Below are 26,520 nucleotides of genomic sequence, written 5' to 3'. Positions count from 1 at the left end.
CATCCCAGCGCGCCCATCGCCGGACGCGCCGCCCGCCATGCAACATTTCGCGTCCGACAACTACGCCGGTATCTGTCCCGAAGCGCTCGACGCGCTGATCGCCGCCAACAACAGCGGCCACGAGCCGGCCTACGGCGACGATTCCTGGACCAACCAGGTGTGCGACCGTCTGCGCGAACTGTTCCAGACCGACTGCGAAGTGTTCTTCGTGTTCAACGGCACGGGGGCCAATTCGCTGGCGCTCGCGTCGCTGTGCCAGTCGTATCATTCCGTGATTTGCCACGAACTCGCGCACATCGAGACCGACGAATGCGGCGGCCCGGAGTTTTTCTCGAACGGCTCGAAACTGCTGACCGCGCCGGGCATCGGCGGCAAGCTCACGCCGGATGCGATCGAAGCCGTGGTCACGCGCCGCGCCGACATCCATTACCCGAAGCCGAAAGTCGTCACGCTGACCCAGTCGACGGAAGTCGGCACGGTCTACAGCGTCGAGGAAGTGCGGGCGATCGCGGCGATCGCCAAACGGCGTCATCTGAAAGTGCATATGGACGGCGCGCGTTTCGCCAACGCGGTCGCCGCGCTGGACGTGCATCCGTCGGAGATCACGTGGCGCGCGGGCGTCGACGTGCTGTGTTTCGGCGGCACCAAGAACGGCTTGCCCGTGGGTGAGGCGGTGGTGTTCTTCGATCGCGCGCTGGCCGACGATTTCGCTTACCGCCTGAAGCAAGCCGGCCAACTGGCCTCGAAGATGCGCTTCATTTCCGCGCCCTGGCTCGGTCTGCTCGACAACGACGTGTGGTTGCGCAACGCGCGTCACGCGAACGCGATGGCGCAACTGCTGCAAACGCGGTTGCAGGAAATTCCGGGCGTGAGCATTATGTTCCCCGGAGAATCGAACGCGGTCTTTGCGCAATTGCCCGCGCAAGCCGCCAAGGCGATGCGCGCGCGTGGTTGGAAGTTCTACGAATTCATCGGCGCGGGCGGCTGCCGGCTGATGTGCGCGTGGGATACGCAGCCGGAAACCGTCGAGCGGTTCGCCGCCGAGGTGCGCGAGTTGTGCGCGGCGTGAGTGCCCGACGGGATTTTGCGGGATGAGCACGCGACCGAACGCGCGGCAACGGCAGCTCGGGATCGCGTCGTATCGTCCACTGACCCGCGAAGCACCGATCCTCGCGCCGCCTGGAATGCAAATACCGGATGCCACGCAGCAGAAGCCACGCTAATCCGCTCTTGCACGCATCTAGTGTGGCGTAGTGCCGCGTCAACAAGCGGCAAGCGCAAACCGATCGTCACACCCAGAAGCTACAAGCCATCACACAAGACAAACGAGACGTCCTCTTCGCCATGACCGAATACCGATTTTGCCCACGCTGCGCCACGCCGTTGACCGAGCGCGCCGACGCCGAACACGAAGGCGGGCGCATCCGCCAGAGTTGCCCTGATTCGACGTGCGGCTACGTCCACTGGAACAATCCGCTGCCGGTGGTGGCGGCGATCGTCGAATACGAAGGCAAGATTCTGCTGGCGCGCAATGCCGCCTGGGCGGAGGGCATGTTCGCGCTGATCACGGGCTTCCTCGAAAACGGCGAGACGCCGGAAGAGGGCATTGCCCGCGAAGTGCTCGAGGAAACTTCACTGCATGCGGAGACGGTCGAACTGATCGGCGTGTACGAATTCATCCGCAAGAACGAACTGATCATCGCGTATCACGTGAAGGCGTACGGCACCATTGCGTTGTCGCCGGAATTGCTGGAGTACCGGCTGGTCGAGCCGGCCAAATTGCGGCCGTGGCGCGCCGGCACCGGCCAGGCGCTCGGCGAATGGATGCGGCGGCGCGGCCTGCCGTTCGAGTTCGTCGAACGACCGGGGCAGTGAGCCGCGTGACCAATGCGCCGATGAGCCGTGCTGACCGAATAATGCGGCACAGCTAATATTTCCTGCCTGATCATGCGCTGTCGGCGAATGCGCCCGCAGCGCATGCTGCCCGACTCGCATTGACGAAAACAGCTAGCCGCACAACGTTCACGATAAAGCCCGAGCCGACCACGCCAGCATGAACAAACCCGCATCCGCCCCGCGCAGCGCGTACCCGCATTTCCTGACGATTCCTACCCGCTGGATGGACAACGACGTCTACGGTCACGTGAACAATGTCGTCTACTACAGCTACTTCGATACCGTGGTGAACGAGTATCTGCTGCGCACCGGCGTGCTCGATTTCGAGCGGGGCGAGACGATCGGCCTCGTGGTGGAGACGCAGTGCAACTACTTCGCGCCGGTGGTGTTTCCCGAGCGGATCGACGCGGGCCTGCGCGTGATACGGCTCGGCACGTCGAGCGTGCGCTATCAGGTGGGTCTCTTCAAGGAAGGCGAAGATGAACCCGCCGCGCAAGGACACTTCGTGCATGTGTATGTGAATCGTGTCACACGGCGCCCCGTGAATCTGCCCGCTGAATTGCGCGCGGCGCTCGAACCGTTGAGCGTCGCAGAACAGCCGGATTAGGCGCGTGCAGTCGCTCGTTATCAATCTGCTCAACGGCGTCAGCTACGGCCTGCTGCTGTTCATGCTGTCGGCGGGCCTGACGCTGATTTTCAGCATGCTCGGCGTGCTGAATTTCGCGCATGCGAGTTTCTACATGCTCGGCGCGTATGTCGGGTTTTCGGTGGCGGCGCGCACGGGGTTCTGGAGCGCGCTGGTCGTCGCGCCGCTCGTCGTCGGGCTGGCCGGCGCAGCGCTCGAGCGTTGGCTATTACGGCGCGTGCGCGTGCAAGGCCACCTTGCCGAGTTGCTGCTGACGTTCGGCGCCGCGTATCTGCTCGGCGAACTGGTCAAGCTCGGCTGGGGCTTGAGCCCGCTGTCCGCGAGCGTGCCCGCCGTGCTCGACGGGCCGCTCTTCACCGTCTACGGCGCGGCGTTCGCGCGCTACCGCGCGTTCATGATGGCGGTGTCGCTCGCCATGCTCGCCGTACTGTTCGCGGTGTTGCGCGTGTCGAAGGCGGGGCTGATCGTGCGCGCCGCGCTCACGCACGCGAGCGCCGTCGAAGCGCTCGGCCACAACGTGCCGCGCGTGTTCACCGGCGTGTTCGCGACCGGCACGGCGCTCGCCGCGCTGGCCGGCGTGATCGGCGCGCCGCTCTTCGTGATCGAGCCGGGGATGGCGGAGTCGCTCGGCTCGATCGTGTTCGTGGTGGTCGTGATCGGCGGGCTGGGCTCGCTGGGCGGAGCGCTGGCGGCGTCGCTGCTGGTCGGTTGCGTGCAGACGCTGGCCGTGGCGAGCAATGTGTCGCTGGGCGACGTGCTGTCGATCTTCGATGCCACGCTCCCCGTCGAATGGGACGCGTTGACGCTCGCGCAACTCGCGCCGCTGATTCCGTATCTTCTGCTGGTGGCGATGCTGGCGCTGCGCCCGCGCGGCCTGTTCGGACGGCGCGACGATCATGCATGAAGCCGGCGAATCGTCAGCGAAATCCAGGGCCGCGCCGCATGCGCGTTGGCGCGTGCTCGCGCCGTGGCTTGCGCTGATTCTGTTCCTCGCCGTGCCGCCCTTCGTCTGGCCGCAAAGCTGGCTGCTCGCCTATCTCGCGCAGACCGCGACGATGATCGTGCTCGCGCTTTCATACAACCTGCTGCTCGGCGAGACGGGGCTGCTGTCGTTCGGTCATGCCGCTTACTCGGGGTTGGGCGCGCTGGTGGCCGCGCAGGTGTTCAACCGGATCGGCGTGCCGCTCGCGCTGCTGCCGCTGGTCGGCGGCATTGGCGGTGCGCTGTGCGGCGTGCTGTTCGGTTTCATTGCGACGCGGCGCGCCGGCACGGCCTTCGCGATGATCACGCTCGGTCTCGGCGAACTCGTCGCGGCTGCGGCGTGGACGCTGCCCGACTGGTTCGGCGGCGAGGCGGGCGTGGCGATCGATCGCACGAGCGGCGTGCCGATCGGAAGCTGGAACTTCGGCCCTGCGCGCGAGGCTTATGCGCTGATCGCCGTGTGGTGCCTGCTCGCGTGCGCGGCGATGTTCGCGCTGTCGCGCACGCCTTTCATGCGGCTTGCCAATGCGGTGCGCGACAACCCCGTGCGGGCCGCGGCGATCGGCTGCTACCCACGCCGTGTTCGCTACGGCGTCGTGGTGATGTCGGCGTTTTTCGCGGGTATCGCGGGGACGTTGGCGCTGATCAATGTGGAGCTGGTGTCGACGGAAAGCGTCGGCATGATGCGCTCGGGCGCGGTGTTGATCGCCACGGTGATCGGCGGCACGGCAGCGTTTTTCGGGCCGGTCGCGGGCGCGGTCGTTCTGACGTTTTTCAGCGTCGCGGTGGCGAGCGTCACGCGAGCCTGGCTGTTTTATCTGGGGCTGTTCTTTATCGTGATCGTGGTGATGTCGCCGGATGGATTGGCGGGCTTCGCGCGGCGTTTTATGGCGCGGGTGGCCGCGTACGGGTGGCGCCGGTGCGGCGCTGCGTATGGGTGGGGCACGGTTGCCGCGTTGCTGTGGAGCGTGGCCGCCGTGCTCGCCGTGCAATGGGCCTACGCGGTGCAATTCGACGCGGGCGATGGCGCGGCGTTCAGTGTGCCTGGTGTGCCTTCGTGGATTATCGCGTCGCCTGCTTACTTCGGCGCGACGGTCTTTGTGCTGGCCGCGTTGGGAGGACTGGCCGCGCATTACGCGAGGCGCGCGCAAGCGTTGCTCGTAACCCTGCACTCAAACGCCATCCCCACTGCCGGAGCCTCGCAATGATCCCCGCGCTCGCGCTCTACGGCATCGAAAAACGCTTCGGCTCGACGCGGATTCTGCGCGGCGTCGATCTCGCGATCCAACCGGGCGAGCGTCACGCGCTGATCGGTCCGAACGGCGCGGGCAAGTCGACGCTCTTCAATCTGATCGCCGGCGGCGCGCGGCCGAACGCGGGCCGCATCGATCTGTTCGGCGCCGAGATCACGCGGCTCGCGCCGGCCGCGATCACGCGTCGCGGGCTTGCGCGCAGCTTCCAGCGCACCAGTGTGTTCGCGCGCCTCAGCGTGTTCGACAACCTGCGCTGCGCGGCGATGCTGGCCGAACGTGACCGCACGCGCTGGTGGCAGCGTTTCAGCGGCGCGCCAACGGTCGATGCGCGCGCCGCACAAGTGCTCGACGCTGTGGGCTTGAGTGAGCGCCGCCACATCCAGGCCGGCACGCTCAGCTATGCCGAGCAGCGCGCGCTCGATCTCGGCATTGCGCTCGCGGGCGGCGCGCATACCTTGCTGCTCGACGAGCCGACGGCCGGCATGAATCGCGCGGAAGCGGCGCGCACCATCGAACTGATTCGCGAGACCACGGCGGGCCGCACGCTCTTGATGGTCGAGCACGACATGGACGCGGTCTTCGCGATCGCCGATCGCATTTCGGTGCTCGTGCAAGGACGCATCATCGCGAGCGGCACGCCGGCGGCGATCCGCACGGACGACACAGTGCGCGCTGCCTATCTCGGCGAAGGGTTCGGCACATGAGCGCCTTGCTCGAAATTCGCGCGCTGAACGCGTGGTACGGCGCGAGCCAGGCGCTGCACGGCGTCACGCTCAGCATCGAAGCGGGCGAAGTCCTGGCGCTGGTCGGCCGTAACGGCTCGGGCCGCTCGACGCTCGCACGCGCGATCATGGGCCTCGTGCGCAGCGAAGGCGAGTTGCGTTTCGCGGGCCGGCCGCTCGGCGCTCTGCGCACCTTCGAGATCGCGCGTCTCGGACTTGGCTATGTGCCCGAACACCGCGACGTATTTCCGACGCTGAGCGTGCACGAGAATCTGCAACTCGGCGTCGCGCCACGGGATCGCGGCCGCGCGCCGCGCTTCACGTTCGACGATGCCTACGCGCTTTTCCCCGTGCTGCGCGAACGAAAGCGCACGCGCGCGGGCGCGCTCTCGGGCGGCGAGCAGCAGATGCTGACACTCGCTCGCGCGCTCCTTGGTGATCCCGATCTGCTCGTTATCGACGAACCCGGCGAGGGTCTCGCGAGTCTCGTGATGGAGCAGGTCGCGCAGTGTTTGCGGACCTTGCGCGATCGCGGTGTGGCGATGCTGCTGATCGAGCAGCGTCTCGTGATTGCGCAGGACATCGCCAGCCGCGTCGCGGTGATGGGGCACGGCGAAATCGTGTTCGACGGCGCGCTCGCGTCGTTCGTGCAGCGGGCGGACGTGATGCGGGAATGGCTCGGCGTCGGTTGATCGATCGACGTTCGCTAGCGGCGTTTTATTGCGGCGCCGCGCGGTGATGGGCGACCGAGTGCTGTCCTTGCCGAATGCCTTTCGCGTCGAATGAGTCGCTCGATCCGCGCAGAGCGCTCGGATCGCGCCAATCGTGCCGTTTGAATCCCATTTGTCCACGCGCCGCTCACGCCCCGTGCACGCGGCTCTCCGATCACCCGGCACAGCGATTCAAACGCTTGATCGTTTGGTGAGCGTCCTCCAGAAATCTTGTCGGCAGCGCGCTGACAAATAAAGACAATCGGATAAAGACGCGTGACGGCGGCTTGCTGTTTAAAGCCGCGGTATGCGCGGCGAACCATGTCGTGCCCGGCGCGCGAAGAACGCGTCACGGCTTCAGGAGGAGACATCATGAGACAGAGACGCGCATTGCAGGCGGCGTCGGCGAACGATCCGCGGACGTCGACGCACTCGCGGCAAGATCTGAAGTCGAAGCACGCATGGTGGTACACGCCCATCTGTGCGGGCACCGCGCTGTTGACGGCCGCGCTGCTGATGTCCGCATGCGCCGACGCGAGCTCGACAACCAGCGATACGGCGTCCGCAACGTCAAATCCCGCGAATACGACAACCAACGCGTCGAGCAACGAAGCCAGCACCACCGACCGCCGCGCGAGTGCCACGACATCGCCGGACGTCGCGCGCGCCGCTCAACCCGCCTCGTCGACGCGACCCGCACTCGAACTCGCCAAGGCCAAACAACTTGCGATGGAGCAAACCATCGCTGCGCGCACACCATCGGCGAGCGGAATGACCGAGAAACGCAGCCGTCCGCTGACGCTGCGCGATTCCGGCATCGACGGCTCGCTGATGTTCGCGCGCGACGTCGACTTTCGCGTGACCGGCGACATCGGCTTCATGATTCACGACATGGCGGCGACGCTGAGCCCGGCGCGTCCCGGCCAGCCGATCGTATTCGACGATCCGACCAGCGTGACGATCAACGTCCACCGCGGCCATGTGACGCTCGACACCGCGAAGCTCACGGCGATCTTCAACCGTTACCTGTTCCAGTATCAGGGCTCGCCGTTGCGCAACATGCGCGTGGTGCCGCAGGACGGCGGCAATCTGCGCATCAGCGGCGAAATGCATCGCGAGACATGGGTGCCGATCGTGCTGAGCGGTTCGCTGTCGATGCGCAACCCCGACGAACTCGTCTTTCACGCCGATCACGTCGAAGTAGCCGGCGTCGGCGCCGACAAGCTGATGCAGGCCGCGCACGTGAAGATGGCCGACCTGCTGAAAGTGGACACGCCGATCGCGCGTCTGGAGGGCGACGACGTCGTGATGCAAGTGGCCAAACTGACGCCGCCGCCTGCGTTGCACATGACCATCACCCAGATTGAAACGAGCGCGGCGGGCGTACGCTTCACGCTCGACGACCGTAGCGTGCCGAACATCGTCTGGCCCGCGACGATGCCCGCGCGCGGCATGCTGGTGCAAGGCGGTGACGTGAAATTCATGCGCTCGATGCCGATGAACATCGACATGGCGCTCACGCCAATCGACGGCAAAGCGCCGTTCGTGCTGGATCTGTACCACTATCGCGAGCAGATGGCGGCCGGCTATTTCACCTTCGACGAAGCGGGCGCGCTGGACGTGCATCTGCCGTCATATACGACGCTAGCCAGCGCGGACAAAGGCACCTCACTTCAAACCGGCAGCGCGAGCGCGCGCTTTAACGACAGCTTCATTCGCGCGCAGCAGGCCGCGCTCGCGCAGGCGCGGCTCGTTTGGCAACACGTGCCGCAGACGGTGCGGACCGCCGCGGTGGCGCGCTCGATTCCAGTCGGCACGCGCGCGGCATTCTCGGGGCAAGGTATGGCGATGCCGGGTTCGGCGTTGAGCGACGAGCGTCATTCGCCGGGACCCGCACCGTTGATTCACGTCGAAAATGTCGACTTCTACGTGACGGGGCGCATCGGTTTTCACGTGCGTACGCTGGACGCGCAGATGGTGCCGAAACAGCCGGGACAACCGGTCGACCTGGACGATCCCGATCAGTACGACATCCGCATCATCAGCGGCGAGGTGGTGGAGCCGTGGCCCGCAATGGCGGCGCTTTTCAACGACTATCTGCTCGACTACGAGCCGCGCTCGCTCAACGATTTGCAGTTGAGGCCGGTGGACGGCAAGCTGGAAGTGAGCGGCGGCATCAAGTTATGGAATCACTTTCCTGGTGTCTGGCTGCCGACCACGATGAGCGGTACGATCGTCGCGAAAGACGAGCGGCATCTCGTGTATGAGCCGGCGTCGGTGAAGGTGCTCGGCGTGCCGCAGGCCGGCTTGCTGCGCGCGTTGGATATTCCGCTCGCGTCGCTCACGCCGTTCACGCGCAAGGGCGTGGCGCTCAAGGGCAATGAGCTGGTGTTCGATCAGTACACCGTGTTTCCGCCGCCGGTTTTGCAAGGGCGTCTCGCCAGCGCGACAGTTACCGGCGAAGGCCTCGTGCTGAAGTTCAAGCGCGACGGCAACGTCGCCGCCGCGAGGCCGCCTGCGGGCGCGGGCAAGAGCTTCGTCTGGATCGAATCCGGCGACGTGAAGATGTTCAACTCGTTGGTGACGAATACGCGCACCTTCATCAAGGACAGTTCGAACCCCGGCGTGATGAAGTTCGATCTGTACGGTTATCGCAAGGACGTGTCGAAGGGAACGGTGAGGATGGGCGAAGACGGCGGCCTGGATGTCGATCTGGCCGTTAGAAAATAGCCTGCGCGGTGCTTCTCGAAAGCGCCGCGCAGGCTGCTACATCAAGCGTCCTTATTGATGATCCATTCGTGCGCCGGGTCGTTACGGAAATGCCAGACCCGTTGTCCGCCCGCCATCACGTTCAGATAATACGAGTCGTACCCATACGGTACGACCACCGGATGATAGCCGCGCGGCACCATCACGACGTCGTGATTCTCGACGGCCATCGACTCGTCGATATCGCGCATGTCGGTGTACACGCGTTGAAACGCGAACCCTTGCGGCGGATCGAGCCGGTGATAGTAAGTCTCTTCGAGTGAGCTCTCGTGCGGGACATTGTCGGTGTCGTGTTTATGCGGCGGGTAGCTCGAAGCGTGTCCGCCAGGCGTTCTGACTTCCACCACCAACAGCGACTCCGCCGGCTCGGTCTGCGGAAGAATATCGCATACGTATCGCGTATTCAGCCCTTTGCCGCGTGTCGAGCGTTTCATCGAACCCGGCTCGATCAACCGCGCCGGTAGTTCGCCTTTGGCCGGTGCGCTCGCCACGCCGATCTCGGCATCGCGGCAAGCGCGTACCGTGATCCGCACATTCGGCGGCAGATAGACCGCATACGGCGCGGCGTCTTCGAACACGCTGTCGCGCGAACCCAGCGAACTCCATTTGGTGTCCGCGGTTTCGATATCCACGGCGCCGGTGAGCACGACAATGCATACTTCACGCGACGGTTCGAACACGTGCACGACTTCCTTCTCACCCAAACGGTAAGCGGCAAAACCGACATACCGCCAGCACGCCGACTCCGGTGTCACTCGCGCGATTGTCTGGCCTTCGCGCTGCGCCTTCACCAATAAACTCATGCTGCCTCCTGCTCTGTGCCGTCGAGCGGCGCATCGACCAGCGCGCGCAACGTCTTGTAGCCTTTCTGCGCGTATTCGAACGATGGCGCCACGACCGGATCCTGTTCGGCTTCCACCACCAGCCAGCCGCAATAACCGTGCCGCTTCAGGCGCGCGATGATCGCGGGGAAATTCACCGCGCCGTCGCCCGGCACCGTGAAGGCGCCGGCGATGACCGCGTCCAGAAAACTCCAGTTGCGATTGCGCGCGAGCTTCATGACGGCAGGGCGCACGTCCTTGCAATGTACGTGGCAAACGCGCCCGATATGTTTGTCGAGCACGGCGAGCGGATCGCCGCCGGCAAACGTGATGTGTCCCGCGTCGAACAACAGGCCGACGGCGTTGCTGGTGCGCGCCATCAGTTGATCGACATCGGCCGGTGTTTCGACATAAGCGCCCATGTGGTGATGGTAAGCGAGCCGCACGCCGCGGCTCAACGTATAACGTGCGAATTCGTCGACACGGGCCGCATAGTCGGCCCATTGCTTTTCGCTGAAAAAACGCGGGCGTTGGTACAGGGGTTGCGCCGCGCCCTGAATCGAATCGGCGACCTCGCCGTACACCATGGCCGTCGCGCCGTTTTGCGCGAGCAATTCCAGATGCGGGCCGACCTCCGCGATTTCTTCCTCGACGCTGCGTCGCGCGAGGCGTCCGGAATACCAGCCGGAGACCAGCGCGAGATCGTATTGCGCGAGCAGCGTCTTCAACGCCTGCGGTTCGCGCGGAAACTTGTTGCCGAGCTCGAAGCCTTGATAGCCGATCTCGCGGCCTTCCGTCAGCGCCACGTCGAGCGGCGTCTCGCCGCCGAGCGAAGGCAGATCGTCGTTCATCCACGAAAGCGGATTGATGCCGATACGTACGTCGAAAGCAGTCATGCGGGCGTCCTCATTCGTTGTCGGCGGAGCCGGTGTTCTGCGCGGAGCCGGCCGGTTCGGCGCGGGCCGCGAGTTGCGATTCGTATTTCGCGCGCGCGTCGCGCACGGCGGGGCGCGTCGAGACTTCCGGCACCGCCACTTCCCACCACCAGCCGCCGTCGTCGGTGGTGTGGGCGGGATCGGTATCGATACTGATCACGTAAGTGCGATCCGCCGCGCGGGCGCGTTGCAATGCGGCTTCGAGCTCGGCGACATTCGCCGCGTGTTCGGCCTGCGCGCCGAGCGCCCGCGCATGCGCTGCGAAGTCGATTTTCGGCGCGCCGAGCGGGCCTTGCATGCAGTTCTCGAGCAGGTTGTTGAACGGCGCGCCGCCGCACGCCTGCTGCAAGCGGTTGATGCAGCCATAGCCGCGATTGTCGAGCACCACGACGATCAGCTTCGCGCCGATCATCACCGAGGTGGCGATCTCGCTGTTCATCATCAGATAGCTGCCGTCGCCGACCATCACGATCACTTCACGCGCGGGCCGCGCGAGCTTCACGCCGAGGCCGCCGGCAATCTCGTAGCCCATGCACGAGTAGCCGTACTCGACGTGATACGCGCCCGGTTTGCCCGCGCGCCACAGCTTGTGCAATTCGGCGGGCAGCGTGCCGGCCGCGCAGACGACGATGTCGTTCGCGGGTGAACTCGCGCTCGAACGCTGCACGGCGCCGATCACGTCGCCCTCGTAAGGCAGCACGGTATCGCGCTGCGGCGCATGCGTGAGCGTGCTCACCGTATCGCGCCAGCTTGCCGCGAGTTTGTGCGCGCGCGCGGTCCACGTGCGGTCCGCTTGCCAGCCTTGCAGCGGTTCGGCGAGCGCTTCGAGCGCGAGACGCGCATCGGCTTCGACCACTTGCGCGCGATGCTTGAGACCGTCGAACGCATTGGCGTTGATGGCGATCACGTCGGCTTGCGTGAACAAGGTGTTCGAGCCGGTCGTGAAGTCCTGCAAGCGCGTGCCGATGGCCAAGACGCAATCGGCGTCGTGCGCGAGCGCGTTCGCTGCGGGCGAGCCGGTCACGCCCAGCGCGCCCGCGTTCAGCGGATCGTTCCACGCGAGCGCGCCTTTGCCGGCCTGTGTTTCCGCCACTGGAATGCAGTGCGTCGTGGCGAAACGGTGCAGCGCGTCGGTTGCGCGGCCATAGAGCACGCCGCCGCCCGCGACGATCAACGGCCGCTTCGCATGACGCAGACGCGCGATGGCGGCTTCGATTTCATCGGCGCGCGGCGCGGGCGAATAAAACGTGACGACGCGCGGCTTGAAGAAGTCGGCCGGGAAATCCCATGCCTGCGCCTGCACGTCTTGCGGCAATGCGAGCGTGACGGGCCCGCACAAGGCGGTGTCGGTCAGCACGCGCACCGCACGCGGCAACACATTCAGCAATTGCGCCGGATGCACGATGCGGTCGAAGTAGCGCGACACGGGCTTGAACGCGTCGTTGGCGGAGACGCCGCCGTCGTGGAAGTCTTCCACCTGCTGCAACACGGGATCGGGTGCGCGCGAAACGAAGATGTCGCCGGGCAGCAGCAGCACCGGCAAACGGTTCACATGGGCGAGCGCCGCCGCGGTCACGAGGTTGGTGGCGCCTGGTCCGATCGACGTCGTGACGGCCATCATGCGGCGGCGGAAATGCGCCTTCGCGTAGGCGATCGCGCTATGCGCCATCGCCTGTTCGTTGTGAGCGCGCAGAGTGGGCAACTCTTCGCGGTGCTGATACAGCGCCTCGCCGATCCCCGCCACGTTGCCGTGGCCGAAGATGGCAAACACGCCGCCGAACAGCGGCTCTGTGCCTGCGCCGTCTTCCGTCGCGACGCGTTGCGCGGCGAGATAACGGACCAGTGCCTGCGCGGTCGTCAGGCGCACCGTGCCGCCCGTGCGCGTGCTGGCGTGGCTGGCGTCGTTGGCGGACGCCGCGTCGTGATGCACTACGCGCTGATTCATGCGGCTTGCTCCTGATGGACAGGGTTCGGAGCGCTGGACTTCGCGGCGCTTGCGCCACGCGTCGCACGCCACGAAGCAATCAGTGTTTCGAAGGTGCGGCGCACGCGCGCGATCAACTCGTCGTCGCCGATTTCTCCGGCGAGCCACGCATGGCTCGGCTCGTGGAAGATCGTGCGTCCGACCGTGAAGCCGCGGCATGTCGCCGATTGCGCCGCCGCGCGGAAGCCTTCGTCCAGCTGCTCGACGGCCGCCGACAAACCGAGCAGCACCACGCCGCGGCAATACGGATCACGCTCGGCGATCAGCGCGTCGACATTGCGCCACTGCGCGGCGTCCATCGGTTCGAGCTTCCACCACTCGGGATAGATGCCGATGTTGTACAGGCGCTTTAACGCGCGATACACGGTGTCCGGCGCTTGCGGCAGATGCGCGTGTTTCGGCGGAATCACTTCGAGCAGCAATTCATGGCCGCTTGCTTGCGTCGCGTCGTAGAGCGCGCGCAGTTGCGCTTCCTGTTCGAGCCGCTGCTCGATGGGTTCGTCGGGATGGAACTGCACGAGGCACTTCACGATATGTTCCTGCGGCCACGGGATCAGCGTAGTGCCGATCGAACGGCCATGATCGAACACGAGCGGCACCGAGCCCGGCAGTTCCACCGGCCGCCCGATCCACCAGCCGCGCCCAGTCGCCGCGTTCAGCGCGTCCTGGCCATAACGGTCGTCGATCAGCACGCCGATGCGGTTCTGCAAACCCAACGCGCTTTCGGTTTGCGCGACGGCTTCGACGAACAGGCCCTTCAGGCGCGCAATGCGCGCTTCGTCAGTGCCGGTTTGCTGCGCGAGTTCGAAGAACTGGTTGCGATGGTCGAAAGCAAAACCGAGCACTTCGTCCCATTGTTTGCGAGCCGGCGAGACGCGATGCAGCCGTGCGAGCGTTGCGTCGCGATCCGGGCGGCGCATGCGCTGCGGATCCGCTTTCGCTTCACGCAGGAAGTAGTCGAGCTCGGCGGGCGTCGGCATGGCCGGCGCGCAGCCGTGGCGCGAGACGACCAGCGCGCCGCTCGCGTTTGCAATGCGCGCGCAGGCTTCGAGCGGTTGATCGCGCAGCCATCCGGAGAGAAAGCCCGAAGCGAAGGCATCGCCCGCGCCGAGCACGTTCAGCACTTCGACTTCCACGCCGCCGTGAACCGGCAGGTCGTCGAGCGAGGCGGGCACCGCGCCGTCGATGATCTGGCAGCCCATCGGTCCGCGTTTCAACACCAGTGTGGCCGGTGTGACGGCGCGCACCATCGCGAGTGCTTCAACGAGTTCGGTTTTGCCGCCGGCAATGCGGAATTCCTCCTCGGTGCCGATCACCAGATCGAACAGCGGCAGAATGCGCTGCAAATGCGCGGTGACGCCTTCGCTCGCGACGAAGCGCGTCTCACCGTCCGCTTTACCGGTGAGGCCCCACAACACCGGGCGATAGTCGATGTCGAGCACGGTACGCACCTGGTTGCGGCGCGCGTAGTCCAGCGCGCGGCGGCTCGTGCGGTTCACCTGTTCGGTGGAAAAGTGCGTGCCGGTGATCAACAGCGCTTTCGACGACGCAATGTAGGCCTCGTCGAAATCCGCTTCGTCGACTGCCATGTCAGCGCAGTTCTCGCGATAGAAGATCAGCGGGAAAGTATCGCGGTCTTTCAGGCCGAGCAGCACGAGGGCAGTTAGACGCTCCTGGTCGATGCGCACGTGGCTGACGTCGCAGCCTTCCTTGGTGAGCGTCTCGATGAGAAAGCGGCCCATGTGATCGTTGCCGACGCGCGCCAGCATCGACGACGCGAGGCCGAGCCGCGCGCAGCCGAACGCGATATTCGCCGACGAGCCACCGAGATACTTCGCGAAGCTCGACACGTCTTCGAGTCGCGCGCCGACTTGCTGCGCGTACAGATCGACGGCGAGGCGGCCGAGGCAGACGATATCGCGGCCGCGGCCGGGCGCGAAGCGGCTGCCGGTGGCCGGCGCCGAAGCGGATGTGACGCCGCTGGATGTGGTGGATTGATCCATGAAGTTTCCTGAATAGCTAGGCGCGGCGGCCGGCGCGGCTGCGCCGGGCCGTCGCGCGAATGAATCAGATCGTCGCGCCTTCGAGTTCGCCGATCATCTTCTGCATCTCGGCGCCGCCGGCCATCATGTCGAGCACTTCGTCCTTGCTGATGGTTTCCTTGGTGAACGTGCCGAGCGATTTGCCGCGATTGAGCACCGTGAACGAATCGCCGATCGGATACGCGTGGTGCACGTTGTGCGTAATGAAGATCACCGAGATGCCCTTGGCGCGCGCCTTGTGAATCAGCTTGAGCACGTTGAAGCTCTGCTTCACGCCGAGCGCGGCGGTCGGCTCGTCGAGAATCAGCACGCGTGCGCCGAAGTGAATTGCCCGCGCAATCGCGAGACATTGCTTCTCGCCGCCGGACATGGTGCCGATCGGCTGATGCGCGTCGCGCACGTTGATGCCCATTTCCGCGAGCTTGTCACGCGCGGTGATAGCGCTGGTTTCGAGGTCCATTACGCTCAGGAAGCCGAACAGTTTCTTTTGCGGCTCGCGTCCCATGAAGAAGTTGCGCGCCACGGAGAGCAGCGGCACCAGTGCGAGATCCTGATACACGGTGGCAATGCCGAGATCGAGCGCATCTTTGGGCGACTCGAACAGTACCGGTTTGCCGTCCACCAGATACTGTCCGGAAGAGGGCTGATGCACGCCGGCAAGCGTTTTGATCAGCGTCGACTTGCCCGCGCCGTTGTCGCCGAGCAGGCAGTGCACTTCGCCGCGTTTCAGGCGCAAGGTCACGCCGCTTAGCGCGATGACCTTGCCGAAGTATTTGTTGACGTTTTCCAGTGCGAGGATCACGTCTTCCTGCGGCGCGGCTGCGGTCGCGTTCGCGTTCGCGTTCGATTCAGGCAAGGCGTTCGCCGCGGTATTCATATCGGACATGTTCGTCTCCTCCTTACGCCTGCGAGACGCGGCGGCGCACATAGTGATTGAACAGCACGGCGATCAGCAGCATCACGCCGAGGAACACGCGGAACCAGTCGGAACTGACGTTGGTGTAGGTGATGCCGATCTGCACGACGCCGAAGATCAACGCACCGAAACACGCGCCGACCACCGAGCCATAACCACCCGTGAGCAAGGTGCCGCCGATCACCGCGGCGATGATCGCTTCGAATTCTTTCTGCAGACCGCGGTCGGCCGCGGCCGAGCCGATGTCGCACACTTGCAGCACCGCGAACAGGCATGAGCAGAACGCGGTCAGCACGAACAGCGAAATCTTCACGCGACGCACCGGCACGCCGACATTCTTGGCCGCGTTGGCGTCGCCGCCTACCGCGAGAATCCAGTTGCCCGCGCGCGTTTTTGCCAGTACGAACGCGCACACCGCGGCGAGTGCGAGCCACCACAGAATCACCTTGGGAATGCCCGGCACGAGCGCGTGGCCGTTATCGAGCATGGTGCCGATGCCATGGCGCGCGAGCATCGTGAACAGACCGTTCAACGCGACACCGTGAAACAGCGTATTCGCGAACCAGTCCTGCTGCGCGAGGTCGCCGACACCGGAGACGATGGTGCGGTCCGCGAACATGATCGAGAGCGCGAGCGTGAGGCCGCGCAGGATGAACAGAAACGCGAGCGTGACGATGAACGACGGCAGGCGCGTACGCATCACCAGATAGCCGTTCAGCGCGCCGAGCAGCATGGAGCCGGCGAACGCGAAGAGAATCGCCAGCGAAATCGGCCAGTGAAAATACACCGAGGGAATCGCGACCATCATGCCGGAGAAACCGATCATCGAGCCGATGGAGAGATCGAACTCGCCGGCGATCATCAACAGACAAGCGCCCACGGCGAGAATGCCGAGATACGCGGAGACCTGCGACCAGTTCATCACGCCGTCGAGGTTGAACATGCCGGAGTTGCCGGCCGTCAGCGCGAACACGAGAAACACCAGCACCGCGCCGGAAATCGCTGCGAATTCGGGGCGATTTAGCACATGGCCGAATCGGGATTCCTTGCGCAGCCGTTCATCCGAATCGGGCAGCGAGGGCGCTGCTTCGCCGGTATTCGTCTTGACGTGCGGTGGGAAGTGTTTGCCGGCTACACCCATGATGTCTCCTTGGAGCCCGGCCGTGTGCAACTCGCACGCGAGGATGCGTGGCGAGAACGACAGCCGGTGAAATGCGCGGTGGCGGCGGGCGGCCCGCTGCGAATCGAAGCGGTGCCCGCCGTGCGCGTGACTAGCTAAAGAAAAGAATCAGCGATACTGCCCTGCGTACTTGATGACCTTGTCGAGGTTTTCCTTGGTGATGAAACCCGGGCCCGAGCGAATGTTCTTCGGCCCATAGGAAGGTGCGAGGCCGTAGGTTGCGAGCCGTTCCTTGAACTTCGGATTGGCTTCGAGGATCTGGCGGATCTTCGCGGGATCGGTGGTGTGTTCTTTCTTCACGATTGCCAGCACGGCCACGGGGATATAGCCCTGCAGGTACGGCTGCTGATCGATCGCGAACTGGATCGTGCCGTTCTGGATCGCCTTGGCGATGTCGTCGGAGAAGTCGAACGTGCAGAAGTAGATCTTGCCCGCCAGACCCATCTGCTGAACCGCTTTCAAGGTGGCCGAAGCCGGGGTCGGTCCGAGCGTCAGGATCGCGCCGGTGTTCGGATGGTTGCGCAGATACGCGCTGACCTTAGACTGGATTTCGGTCGGATCCTGACCGGAGTCGATCGTGGATGCCTTGTAGTCGACGCCGAGCGCTTCGGCGAAACCACGGCAACGGTCGAACGACACCGTATTGGTGGCAATGTGGTTCACGCACAGGAACGACTTCACGCCCGCGGCCTTGGCTTTCTCGCCGGCCGCTCTGCCCGCGACGTATTCCGGTTGACCCACATGCATGATCGCGCCGAGTTGCGCGCTCTGTTCCTCGGTGCCGGAATTGATCGTGACGAGCGGAATCTTCTTCGCGGTGACTTTGTTGATCGAACTCTTCAGCACGTCGAAGTCGGCGATGGTGACGATCACGCCGTCATAGTTGCGCGCGGCCGCCTGTTCGATCAAACGCGACATGTCGGCGATGTCGCCATTCGGCGGATTGCGGTAGTCGGTCTCGACGTTGAAGTCCTCGTCGGCCTGTTTGATGGCGTTCTTGATGGTGTTCCACCACGAATCCGAATCCGGCGCGTGGCTGATCAGCACGAAGTGCGCGTCAGCCGCGCGGGCGGCCGAGGCCGCGCCGAATCCCGTCGCCAACGTCAATGCCGTCACCAGAATCCTGAGCGTAGCCTTGCCCTTGCAAAGTCTCATTGTCTCCACCTTTCTCGGTATGTCGTTTTTGAAGGGAGCGTCTGGCGGGCGGCTTTGCATCTGCGTACAAACCCGGGTGTTGCCACCAAAGCGCCATCGCTCACGACCAAGATTAGGCGATCTTCCAAGGCGTTGCAATGAAAATTTCATTACAAATAAAAATAGAAAATACGTTCCATTTGACTGGGCGGCTGCCTATAATCGGCAGCGTCAGGAGGCCGTGTGGCGGCGGTTTGAAGCTGCTGCCGCACTGCAATAAAGCACCCGAGAGAGAGCCATGGCGGAAGAGAGCACCGAGGAATTGCCAAGCGTCGAAGAATTGATGCAGCGCATCGCGGAGAACTACGACGCGTTGCCGCGTCAGTTAAAGAATGTCGCGACGTATATCGAGCAGCATCGATCGAGCGTGATGGTGGACCGCACCAGCGACATTGCCGCGAGCTGTGGCGTGCATCCATCCGCCGTGGTGCGTTTTGCGCAGCGCTTCGGCTTTTCCGGCTTCTCCGATCTGCAGGCGGTGTTTCGCCAGGCTTACACGGGGCAGGGCAGTTCGTCACCGAGTTATCAGCAGCGCATTCGCAAGCTGATCGACGAGAAGCCTGGCGCGCTGTCCGGCGGTTCGGTGGCGCGCGAATTCATCGCGGCCTCGCGCGGCGCTCTAGAAGAACTCGAAGCGGGCCTCGACGACAAGGAGTTTGACGCCGCAGTGAAGATGCTGCAACAGGCCGACAACATCTACGTGATCGGCGTGCGGCGCTCGTTTCCGGTGGCGAGCTATATCGTCTACGCGCTGCAGCACACGCCCAAACGCGTGCATCTGGTGTCCGGCTTCGGCGGCATGTACCGCGAACAGATTCGCAGTGTGAAGAAGGGCGATGTGGTGATCGCAATCAGCTTCGCGCCCTATGGCAAGGAAACGCAGTATTGCTTGCGGGTCGCGCATCATCACCAGGCCAAAACGCTGGTTATTACGGATAGCCAACTATCTCCGCTTGCCCGTTATGCCAGCACGCAACTGTATGTGAAAGAGGGCAGCGCGTTTGCGTTTCGCTCGCTGACCAGCACGATCTGTTTGTGCCAGGCGTTGTTCATCGCGCTCGCGTACAAGCTCGAATTGAATGTTGAAGAATCCAAAGACACTGGAGGATACGATGACTGATGGGGCAAAGACGATCGACGTGGCGGTGTTCGGCGCGGGGCGCATCGGCAAGATTCATGCGGCGAATCTTGCGCGGCAGCCGGGCGTGCGGCTGAAGTATGTGGTCGACGTGAATCGTGAAGCCGCCGCGGCGCTCGCCGCCGAGCATGGCGCGCAGGTTGCCGATGTCGACGGCGCGATGGGCGATGCGTCGATCGGCGCGACCGTGATTTGTTCGAGCACCGACACGCATGCCGATCTGATCATGCAATCCGCCGCGCAGAAGAAACATGTGTTCTGCGAGAAGCCGGTCGATCTCACGCTGGAGCGCGCGCGGGCTTGCGCGGATGCGGTGGAGCGCGCGGGCGTGGTGTGCATGATCGGTTTTCAGCGCCGCTTCGATCCGACGTTCTCGGCGTTGAAGGCGCGCCTCGATGCCGGTGAGATCGGCACGCCGGAAATGCTGGTGGTGACGAGCCGCGATCCGGGCGCGCCGCCGGTCGAGTACATCAAGCATTCCGGCGGTATCTTCAAGGACATGCTGATTCACGACTTCGACATCTTCCGCTGGATTCTCGACGATGAAGCCGACACGTTGCACGCCACCGGCAGTTGTCTGAGCGACCCGTCGATTGCGGAGGCGGGCGATATCGATTCGACCGCGGTGACGATCCGCACGAAGCGCGGCCGCCTGTGCCAGATCAATACCGCGCGCCGTGCCGCGTACGGCTACGACCAGCGTTTCGAAGTACTGGGCAGCCACGGCATGTTGCAAGCGGGCAATGTGCGGCCCACCGAAGTCACGGCGTATTCGAAAACCGAGGTGTCGAGCGACGTGCCGGAGGCGTTTTTCCTCGAACGCTACCGCGCCGCTTACGCGCATGAAATCGCACATTTCTTCGATGCGGTGACGCATGGCAAGCCGGTGCGCACCACCGTCGCCGACGGTTTGAAGGCGCTCGAACTGGCTGAAGCCGCGACCCGGTCGTGGCGCGAGGGCCGCGCGGTCAAACTCGGCGAGGCGTCGTGATGACGGCCGCCGCGGCGCGGGTTCGGGTGGGCGTAGTCGGCCTCGGGCGGCTCGGCAAGCGGCACGCGGAGAATCTGGCGTATCGCGTGCCGGGCGCGTCGCTCGTGGCGGCCTGCAGTCCGGTGGAGGAAGAGCGGGCGTGGGCGCGCGAAGCGTTGCCGGCGCCGCGTCTGTACGAGGATTATGCGGAGCTGCTGGCTGACCGCGAGGTGGATGCGGTGTGGCTCGTCACGCCGTCCTCGTTGCACGCGCAGCAGATTGTCGATGCGTTGCGAGCCGGCAAGCATGTGTTCTGCGAGAAGCCTTTGTCGCTGGATATTGCCGAGTGCGAGCGGGTGCTGGCCGAGTCGGCGCGTTATCCGCATTTGCAGGCCACGATTGGTTTTATGCGACGCTTCGATCCGAGCTATCGGGACGCGTTCGAGAAGGTTGAAGCGGGCAAGATCGGCCGGCCGTTTCTGGTGCGCTCGCAGACCGCGGATCAGAACGACAGCGATGGTTTTTTCGTGCGTTTTGCGGCGACCTCCGGAGGGATTTTTCTCGATTGCACGGTGCACGATATCGATGTCGCGCGCTGGCTGCTCGGGCGGCCGCGCGCGAAACGCGTGTTTGCCGCGGGGGCCGCGGTGATGCATGAAGGATTGCGGGAATTCGGCGATGTCGATAACGGTGTCGCGATCTGCGAGTTCGAGGGCGGCAAGCTGGCGATGTTTTACGCGTCGCGGACGCAGGCGCATGGGAATGATACGCATAGCGAAGTGATCGGTACGGCCGGCGCGCTGGCTATTGGGCGTAATCCGCGGGCGAATCGGGTTGAGATTTATGATGCCACGGGGATTCGGAACGAGTGCACGCCGAATTTTTTTGATCGGTTCGAGGATGCGTTTTTGTTTGAGGCTCGGGCGTTTGTTGCGGCGGTGCGGGGTGGGGTGGGGGCTTCGGCTGCGCAGGCTGGTGCTTCACTCGCTGATGCGGTGGAGGCTACGCGGATTGGGGTGGCGTTGCGGGAGTCTTTGTTGAAGGGGGAGGCTGTTACGGTGTAGGTTTTTTTTGCTTTTTGCTTTTTTGCCTGCGCGGCGTGGTTGGATTGTGTTTTTTTTGGGGTGTTGGGCTTTTCTTGAAGTCGTGGGTTGGGGTTGCTCGCTGCTTTGGCCTTTCCTTGAATTCTTTGTGGTCTATTGGCGTTGCCCCTGTGCGGGGCGGCACTCCCTTTCTTTGCCGCCGCAAAGAAAGGAAGCAAAGAAAGCGGCTTTACACCGCCAGCTCATAAGCGAGTCCCCTGGCTTGGAGGGGGTAGTGGCGCATCTGGAATCCGTGCCCTCGCGCATTCCGCGTTCGTGACAAGGCAGTCATCCTTCCGGCGGCGCTGCGCGCGCCGTCGCGGTTGTTCTGCAAGACGTCGGTCGGTTCGATGCCAAGGGCTTTCCATGAGTCGTGGACGGACTTCCCGCATCTGGCTTGCCAGGTGCTCGGCCTCTTTCGCTCGCGACCGTTCTCGTCCCGTCATTTTCCGCGCCCCACGGCGTTTCCCGTTGTGTGGCTCCATGCCGCCCGCGCGCCTTCAGACCGCCGGCCGTTTCGCGGCATCGCCGGGCGAAGCCGGCGGCCCCACCGCGCGCACGAGCCGCGACGGGTTTGGGACAGACCGTTCCGGCGAGCGCGCAGCGCGAGGCGGGCGGTATGACTGCCTTGTCACGAACGCGGAAGGCGCGAGGGCACCGATTCCAGATGCGCCACTGCCTCCTCCAGGCCGGGGGACCCGCTTATGAGCTGGCGGTGTGAAGCCGCTTTCTTTGCTTCCTTTCTTTGCGGCGGCAAAGAAAGGGAGTGCCGCCCCGCACAGGGGCAACGCCAATAGACCACAAAGAATTCAAGGAAAGGCCAAAGCAGCAAGCAGACAGCCAAAAAACCCGCCCGCCGGCAACCACGCTAACCCTGCTGTAGAATTTGACCCTCCAGCGTCAAAAAAACACGCCCCAGTCCCGAAGGTCATCATCGATGCAAATTCAGATTCACAAGGAAGTCGATGCACGCGGCCTCATGTGCCCGCTGCCCATCTTGCGCGCCAAGAAAGCGCTCGCCGACATGGAAAGCGGCCAGATCCTCAAGGTGCTCGCCACCGATCCGGGCTCGCAGCGCGATTTCGCCGCGTTTGCCCGGCAAACCGGCAATGAAATCGTCGAAAGCTCCGCGCACGACAAGGTTTTCACCTTCCTGATGAAGCGCCGCTGAAGCCGACGCAGCAACGCGCCCGCCCCTGAGCGGTCACCAAAAAACAAAAGGCGCTGTCCCCGCGAATGCGGGCACAGCGCCTTTTGACTTCAGTTCAATGCTACCGAGAGGCTACCGGCTCAAAGCCGCTCAACCTTCCAGCACCGGCGAACGCGTGCGCAGATATTCTTCGAAATCGGCAGCCACTTCCGGGTGGCGTAGCGCAAACTCGACGGTCGCCTTCAGATAACCCAGCTTGCTGCCGCAGTCGAAACGCGTGCCGTGATACTTGTACGCCAGCACCTGCTCGTCGGCGAGCAGTGACTGAATTGCGTCCGTGAGCTGCAGTTCGCCGCCCGCGCCCGGCTTCAACGCACGCAGATGTTCGAAGATGCGCGGCTTCAGCACATAGCGGCCGACCACGCCGAGATTCGACGGCGCCACGCTCGGTTCCGGCTTCTCGACGATGCCCGACATCTTGATGATCGAGTCTTCCCACTCCTTGCCGTCGACGATACCGTACGACTTGGTTTCCTGAGCGGGAATCTCTTCGACGCCGATCACCGAGCTGTGATAGTGGTCGAACACCTCGATCATTTGCGTCATGACGGGCGGCGTGCCGTACAGCAAGTCGTCCGCGAGAATGACGGCGAACGGGTTGTCGCCCACCAGCTTTTCGGCGCACATCACCGCGTGGCCCAGGCCCAGCGCTTCCGGCTGACGCACGTAGAAACAGTCCACATGGCTCGGCTTGATGCTGCGCACGAGCTCCAGCAGCTTGTCCTTGCCGCGCGCCTCGAGTTCGGCCTCGATTTCATACGACTTATCGAAGTGATCCTCGATCGCGCGCTTGCTGCGGCCCGTGACGAAGATCATTTCGGTGATGCCGGCCGCCATTGCCTCTTCCACCGCGTACTGGATCAGCGGCTTGTCGACAATCGGCAGCATCTCTTTCGGGCTCGCCTTCGTGGCAGGGAGGAACCGGGTGCCAAGACCTGCTACCGGAAAAACCGCCTTTGTAACTTTTAGCATGTGATTACCCTGAATCCTCTGGTTTAGCTATCGGTCCTTGCCTGCCTCTCGGGGCGGGCACGGAGCGTGATCAAGCCGGCAAGCGCGCCAGTTGGGCTTTCAGCTTGCCCACCGTCGCTTCGAATTCTGCCAGTCTTTTCTGCTCCTGTTCAACGACTGCCGGCGGTGCCTTTGCGACGAAACTCTCATTCTGCAATTTTCCGTTGCACTTGACGATTTCCGTACTCAACCGCGCAATCTCCTTCGACAACCGCTCGCGCTCGACTGCCACATCGATTTCCACCTTCAGTACGAGCTTGTCATTCCCCACGATAGCAATTGGCGCGCCATCTGCCTGCGCGTCCAGCGTCGCCTCGTCGGCAATGATCTGCACATCAGACAAACGGGCCAATGCCTGTGCGTACGGAGCAAAGGTGCGCAGGCGCTCTGCGTTGCCGGTAGCGAGCAACGGAACCTTGACCGCTGGCGACAGATTCATTTCGCCGCGCAGATTCCGGCACGCATCGATCACCGCTTTCAGATCGGCCGCCCACTGTTCCGCGCCTTCATCGATCTTCGACGGTTCGGCGACGGGGTAAGGCTGCACCATGATGGACGCTTCACCCTCGGCCTTGCCCTCGGGATAACGTCCGGCCAACGGCGCCACTTTTTGCCACAGGGCCTCGGTAATGAACGGAATCACCGGGTGCGCCAGCCGCAGCACCGTCTCGAGCACGCGCAGCAGCGTGCGGCGAGTTGCGCGCTGCTGGTTCGGCTGACCCGTCTGGATCTGGACTTTCGCCAGTTCCAGATACCAGTCACAGTATTCGTCCCATACGAACTTGTATAGGGCGTTGGCCACATTGTCAAAACGATAGTCGGCGAAACCCTTGGCGATTTCCGCTTCCACGCGCTGCAGACGCGAGACGATCCAAAAGTCGGCCTGCGAGAAATGCAGGTGCCCGTGCGGACCGCATTCGCCGCACTGTTCCGGTTTGCCGAAACCGCAATCGTGGCCTTCGCAGTTCATCAGCACGAAACGGGTGGCATTCCACAGCTTGTTACAGAAGTTGCGATAGCCTTCGCAGCGCGCCAGGTCGAAGTTGACGTTGCGCCCGAGCGTGGCCATCGAGGCCATCGTGAAGCGCAGCGCGTCGGTGCCGAACGCGGGGATGCCGTCGGGGAATTCCTTACGGGTTTTCTTTTCGATCGACGCGGCCTGCTTCGGATTCATCAGGCCGGTGGTGCGCTTGGCGACCAGCGCGTCGAGGCCGATGCCGTCGACGATATCGATCGGGTCGAGCGTGTTGCCCTTGCTCTTCGACATCTTCTGGCCTTCGGCGTCGCGCACGAGACCGTGCACGTACACCGTGTCGAACGGCACCTGGCCGGTGAAGTGCGTGGTCATCATGACCATGCGCGCGACCCAGAAGAAGATGATGTCGAAGCCGGTGACCAGCACGGACGACGGCAGGAAGTGCTTCAGCTCCTGCGTTTCATTGGGCCAACCGAGCGACGAGAACGGCACCAGAGCAGACGAGAACCAGGTGTCGAGCACATCTTCGTCGCGCCTGAGCGCGCCCGTGTAGCCGGCCGCCGCGGCCTTGGCGCGCGCATCTTCCTCGGTCTTCGCCACGAAGATTTCGCCGTTTTCGCCGTACCACGCCGGGATCTGGTGGCCCCACCAGAGTTGGCGCGAAATGCACCAGTCCTGAATGTTTTCGAGCCACTGATAGTAAGTGGTGGTCCAGTTTTCCGGCACGAACTTGATTTCGCCGCTGCGCACCACGTCGAGCGCGGTTTCGGCGATCGATTTGCCCGGATTGAAGGTGCCTTCCGGCGCCGGCTTGCTCATGGCGACGAACCATTGGTCCGTCAGCATCGGCTCGATCACGACGCCCGTACGGTCGCCGCGCGGCACCATCAGCTTGTGCGGCTTGACCGATTCGAGCACGCCGAACGCTTCGAGGTCGGCCACCACCTGCTTGCGGGCGTCGAAACGGTCGAGGCCGCGGTATTTTTCCGGCGCGTTGTCGTTGATCTTCGCGTCGAGCGTGAGGATCTCGATCATCGGCAGCTTGTGGCGCAGACCGACCTGGTAGTCGTTGAAATCGTGCGCGGGCGTAACCTTGACGACGCCGGTGCCGAATTCGCGGTCGACATAGTCATCCGCGATGATCGGCACTTCGCGGCCCGACAGCGGCAGAGTGACCGTCTTGCCGATCAGCTGCGCGTAGCGCTCGTCGTCCGGGTGGACCATCACGGCGGTGTCGCCGAGCATGGTTTCCGGGCGCGTGGTGGCGACCGTCAGATGGCCCGAGCCGTCGGTAAGCGGGTACTGGATGTGCCAGAGCGAGCCGTTTTCTTCTTCGCTGACCACTTCGAGATCGGAGACGGCGGTGAGCAGCACCGGGTCCCAGTTCACGAGGCGCTTGCCGCGATAGATCAGGCCCTGTTCATACAGACGCACGAAGACGTCGCGCACCGCGGCCGACATCTTGTCGTCCATCGTGAAGTATTCGCGCGACCAGTCGATCGACGCGCCGAGGCGGCGCACCTGGTTCGTGATGGTCGAGCCGGATTCCTGTTTCCACTCCCAGACGCGTTCGACGAACTTTTCACGGCCGAGGTCGTGGCGCGAGACGCCTTTTGCGTCCAATTGCCGCTCGACGACGATCTGCGTGGCGATGCCCGCGTGGTCCGTGCCCGGCACCCACAGGGTGTTTTCGCCGAGCATGCGGTGATAGCGGGCGAGGCCGTCCATGATGGTCTGGTTGAACGCATGGCCCATGTGGAGGGTGCCCGTGACGTTCGGCGGCGGCAGCTGGATCGAGAAATCTTTCCGGTTTTCCTCGATGGCGGGCGTCGCGTAGGCGCGCTTTTCCCATTCGGGGCCCCAGTGGGCTTCGATGGTGTGGGGCTCGAAGCTTTTGGCAAGCGTGGAGGTGGTGTCGCTCGGGGTCTCGCTCATTTGTGTCGGTTCGGCTGGTGAATGCTGGGAATGGTTGATTATAAGCGGCGCCTTGGCGGCGGGCGGGTTTTGGGTGGTTTGTGGTTGTCTTGCTGCTTTGGCCTTTCCTTGAATTCTTTGTGGTCTATTGGCGTTGCCCCTGTGCGGGG

21 protein-coding genes are annotated in these 26,520 nt (G+C 63.8%); 12 read left to right on the top strand and 9 right to left on the bottom strand.

All coding sequences use genetic code 11. The features are described from left to right. Positions 1-37 precede the first annotated feature (37 nt). The 8 genes from ACFSNN_RS23855 (at position 38) to ACFSNN_RS23820 (ending at position 8,938) form a co-directional block, all read left to right on the top strand. Entirely contained in the window at positions 38-1,069 is a 1,032-nt protein-coding gene (locus ACFSNN_RS23855) for a threonine aldolase family protein (RefSeq protein WP_134458358.1), read from the top strand. Between the two features lie 275 nt (positions 1,070-1,344). Continuing rightward, a complete protein-coding gene (locus ACFSNN_RS23850; RefSeq protein ID WP_134458360.1) occupies positions 1,345-1,875 on the top strand; it encodes an NUDIX domain-containing protein in 531 nt (176 codons plus the stop codon). Between the two features lie 178 nt (positions 1,876-2,053). Continuing rightward, positions 2,054-2,503 carry an acyl-CoA thioesterase gene (locus tag ACFSNN_RS23845; protein WP_134458362.1) on the top strand — a complete coding sequence of 150 codons (450 nt, stop codon included), beginning with the start codon at positions 2,054-2,056 and terminating at the stop codon, positions 2,501-2,503. Between the two features lie 4 nt (positions 2,504-2,507). Continuing rightward, positions 2,508-3,446, top strand: coding sequence for a branched-chain amino acid ABC transporter permease (locus ACFSNN_RS23840; RefSeq protein WP_134458364.1), 939 nt, complete (start codon positions 2,508-2,510; stop codon positions 3,444-3,446). Continuing rightward, a complete protein-coding gene (locus tag ACFSNN_RS23835) occupies positions 3,439-4,731 on the top strand; it encodes a branched-chain amino acid ABC transporter permease (protein ID WP_208949506.1) in 1,293 nt (430 codons plus the stop codon). Before ACFSNN_RS23840 ends, ACFSNN_RS23835 begins: the two co-directional genes overlap by 8 nt. Next, a complete protein-coding gene (locus tag ACFSNN_RS23830) occupies positions 4,728-5,480 on the top strand; it encodes an ABC transporter ATP-binding protein (protein ID WP_134458366.1) in 753 nt (250 codons plus the stop codon). The genes ACFSNN_RS23835 and ACFSNN_RS23830 overlap by 4 nt, the downstream gene beginning before the upstream one ends. Beyond that, positions 5,477-6,190 carry an ABC transporter ATP-binding protein gene (locus tag ACFSNN_RS23825; RefSeq protein WP_134458368.1) on the top strand — a complete coding sequence of 238 codons (714 nt, stop codon included), beginning with the start codon at positions 5,477-5,479 and terminating at the stop codon, positions 6,188-6,190. The genes ACFSNN_RS23830 and ACFSNN_RS23825 overlap by 4 nt, the downstream gene beginning before the upstream one ends. A gap of 390 nt (positions 6,191-6,580) precedes the next feature. Continuing rightward, a complete protein-coding gene (locus ACFSNN_RS23820; protein WP_134458370.1) occupies positions 6,581-8,938 on the top strand; it encodes a hypothetical protein in 2,358 nt (785 codons plus the stop codon). 41 nt (positions 8,939-8,979) lie between these two features. On the opposite strand, the gene iolB is transcribed toward ACFSNN_RS23820, so the two are convergent. The 7 genes from iolB to ACFSNN_RS23785 form a co-directional block, all read right to left on the bottom strand. Further along, positions 8,980-9,780 carry a 5-deoxy-glucuronate isomerase gene (gene iolB, locus ACFSNN_RS23815; RefSeq protein WP_134458372.1) on the bottom strand — a complete coding sequence of 267 codons (801 nt, stop codon included), beginning with the start codon at positions 9,778-9,780 and terminating at the stop codon, positions 8,980-8,982. Next, complete coding sequence (gene iolE / locus ACFSNN_RS23810) at positions 9,777-10,694, bottom strand: myo-inosose-2 dehydratase (RefSeq protein WP_134458374.1); 918 nt, start codon at positions 10,692-10,694, stop codon at positions 9,777-9,779. The genes iolB and iolE overlap by 4 nt, the downstream gene beginning before the upstream one ends. A 10-nt stretch (positions 10,695-10,704) precedes the next feature. After that, positions 10,705-12,678: a 3D-(3,5/4)-trihydroxycyclohexane-1,2-dione acylhydrolase (decyclizing) gene (iolD, locus tag ACFSNN_RS23805; RefSeq protein ID WP_134458376.1), complete on the bottom strand. Its 1,974-nt coding sequence runs from the start codon at positions 12,676-12,678 to the stop codon at positions 10,705-10,707. Beyond that, positions 12,675-14,720 (bottom strand): bifunctional 5-dehydro-2-deoxygluconokinase/5-dehydro-2-deoxyphosphogluconate aldolase, encoded by a 2,046-nt coding sequence (locus ACFSNN_RS23800; RefSeq protein WP_134458378.1) that lies wholly within the window; start codon positions 14,718-14,720, stop codon positions 12,675-12,677. Before ACFSNN_RS23800 ends, iolD begins: the two co-directional genes overlap by 4 nt. 64 nt (positions 14,721-14,784) lie before the next feature. Continuing rightward, on the bottom strand, positions 14,785-15,645 hold the full coding sequence (locus ACFSNN_RS23795; RefSeq protein WP_244322819.1) for an ATP-binding cassette domain-containing protein: 861 nt from the start codon (positions 15,643-15,645) through the stop codon (positions 14,785-14,787). 13 nt (positions 15,646-15,658) lie between these two features. Beyond that, entirely contained in the window at positions 15,659-16,816 is a 1,158-nt protein-coding gene (locus ACFSNN_RS23790; protein ID WP_134458380.1) for an ABC transporter permease, read from the bottom strand. Positions 16,817-16,963: 147 nt separating this feature from the next. Next, positions 16,964-18,010: a sugar ABC transporter substrate-binding protein gene (locus ACFSNN_RS23785; protein ID WP_134458382.1), complete on the bottom strand. Its 1,047-nt coding sequence runs from the start codon at positions 18,008-18,010 to the stop codon at positions 16,964-16,966. Positions 18,011-18,287: 277 nt separating this feature from the next. Between ACFSNN_RS23785 and ACFSNN_RS23780 the strand changes: the two genes are divergently transcribed. From ACFSNN_RS23780 to ACFSNN_RS23765, 4 genes are all read left to right on the top strand, one after another. Beyond that, positions 18,288-19,169: a MurR/RpiR family transcriptional regulator gene (locus ACFSNN_RS23780; RefSeq protein ID WP_012433787.1), complete on the top strand. Its 882-nt coding sequence runs from the start codon at positions 18,288-18,290 to the stop codon at positions 19,167-19,169. Further along, positions 19,162-20,178: an inositol 2-dehydrogenase gene (gene iolG, locus ACFSNN_RS23775; protein ID WP_134458384.1), complete on the top strand. Its 1,017-nt coding sequence runs from the start codon at positions 19,162-19,164 to the stop codon at positions 20,176-20,178. The genes ACFSNN_RS23780 and iolG overlap by 8 nt, the downstream gene beginning before the upstream one ends. Further along, positions 20,178-21,221, top strand: a complete 1,044-nt coding sequence (locus ACFSNN_RS23770) for a Gfo/Idh/MocA family oxidoreductase (RefSeq protein ID WP_134459136.1) — start codon at positions 20,178-20,180, stop codon at positions 21,219-21,221. The genes iolG and ACFSNN_RS23770 overlap by 1 nt, the downstream gene beginning before the upstream one ends. Before the next feature lie 961 nt (positions 21,222-22,182). Beyond that, complete coding sequence (locus ACFSNN_RS23765; RefSeq protein ID WP_041759012.1) at positions 22,183-22,410, top strand: sulfurtransferase TusA family protein; 228 nt, start codon at positions 22,183-22,185, stop codon at positions 22,408-22,410. Positions 22,411-22,539: 129 nt separating this feature from the next. Here the strand turns inward: ACFSNN_RS23765 and galU are convergent, their stop codons facing one another. Further along, positions 22,540-23,421, bottom strand: a complete 882-nt coding sequence (gene galU / locus ACFSNN_RS23760) for a UTP--glucose-1-phosphate uridylyltransferase GalU (protein WP_012433783.1) — start codon at positions 23,419-23,421, stop codon at positions 22,540-22,542. Between the two features lie 70 nt (positions 23,422-23,491). Then, the gene (locus ACFSNN_RS23755) at positions 23,492-26,371 is read right to left on the bottom strand and encodes a valine--tRNA ligase (protein ID WP_134458386.1); all 2,880 of its coding nucleotides are present in this window, start codon (positions 26,369-26,371) and stop codon (positions 23,492-23,494) included. Between the last annotated feature and the right edge of the window lie 149 nt (positions 26,372-26,520).

This window comes from Paraburkholderia dipogonis (assembly GCF_042680985.1).
In the GTDB taxonomy this organism is placed as follows: Bacteria; Pseudomonadota; Gammaproteobacteria; order Burkholderiales; family Burkholderiaceae; genus Paraburkholderia; species Paraburkholderia phytofirmans.
The sequence above is the reverse complement of the archived record's forward strand: the minus strand, read 5'-3'. Positions and strand labels throughout refer to the sequence as shown.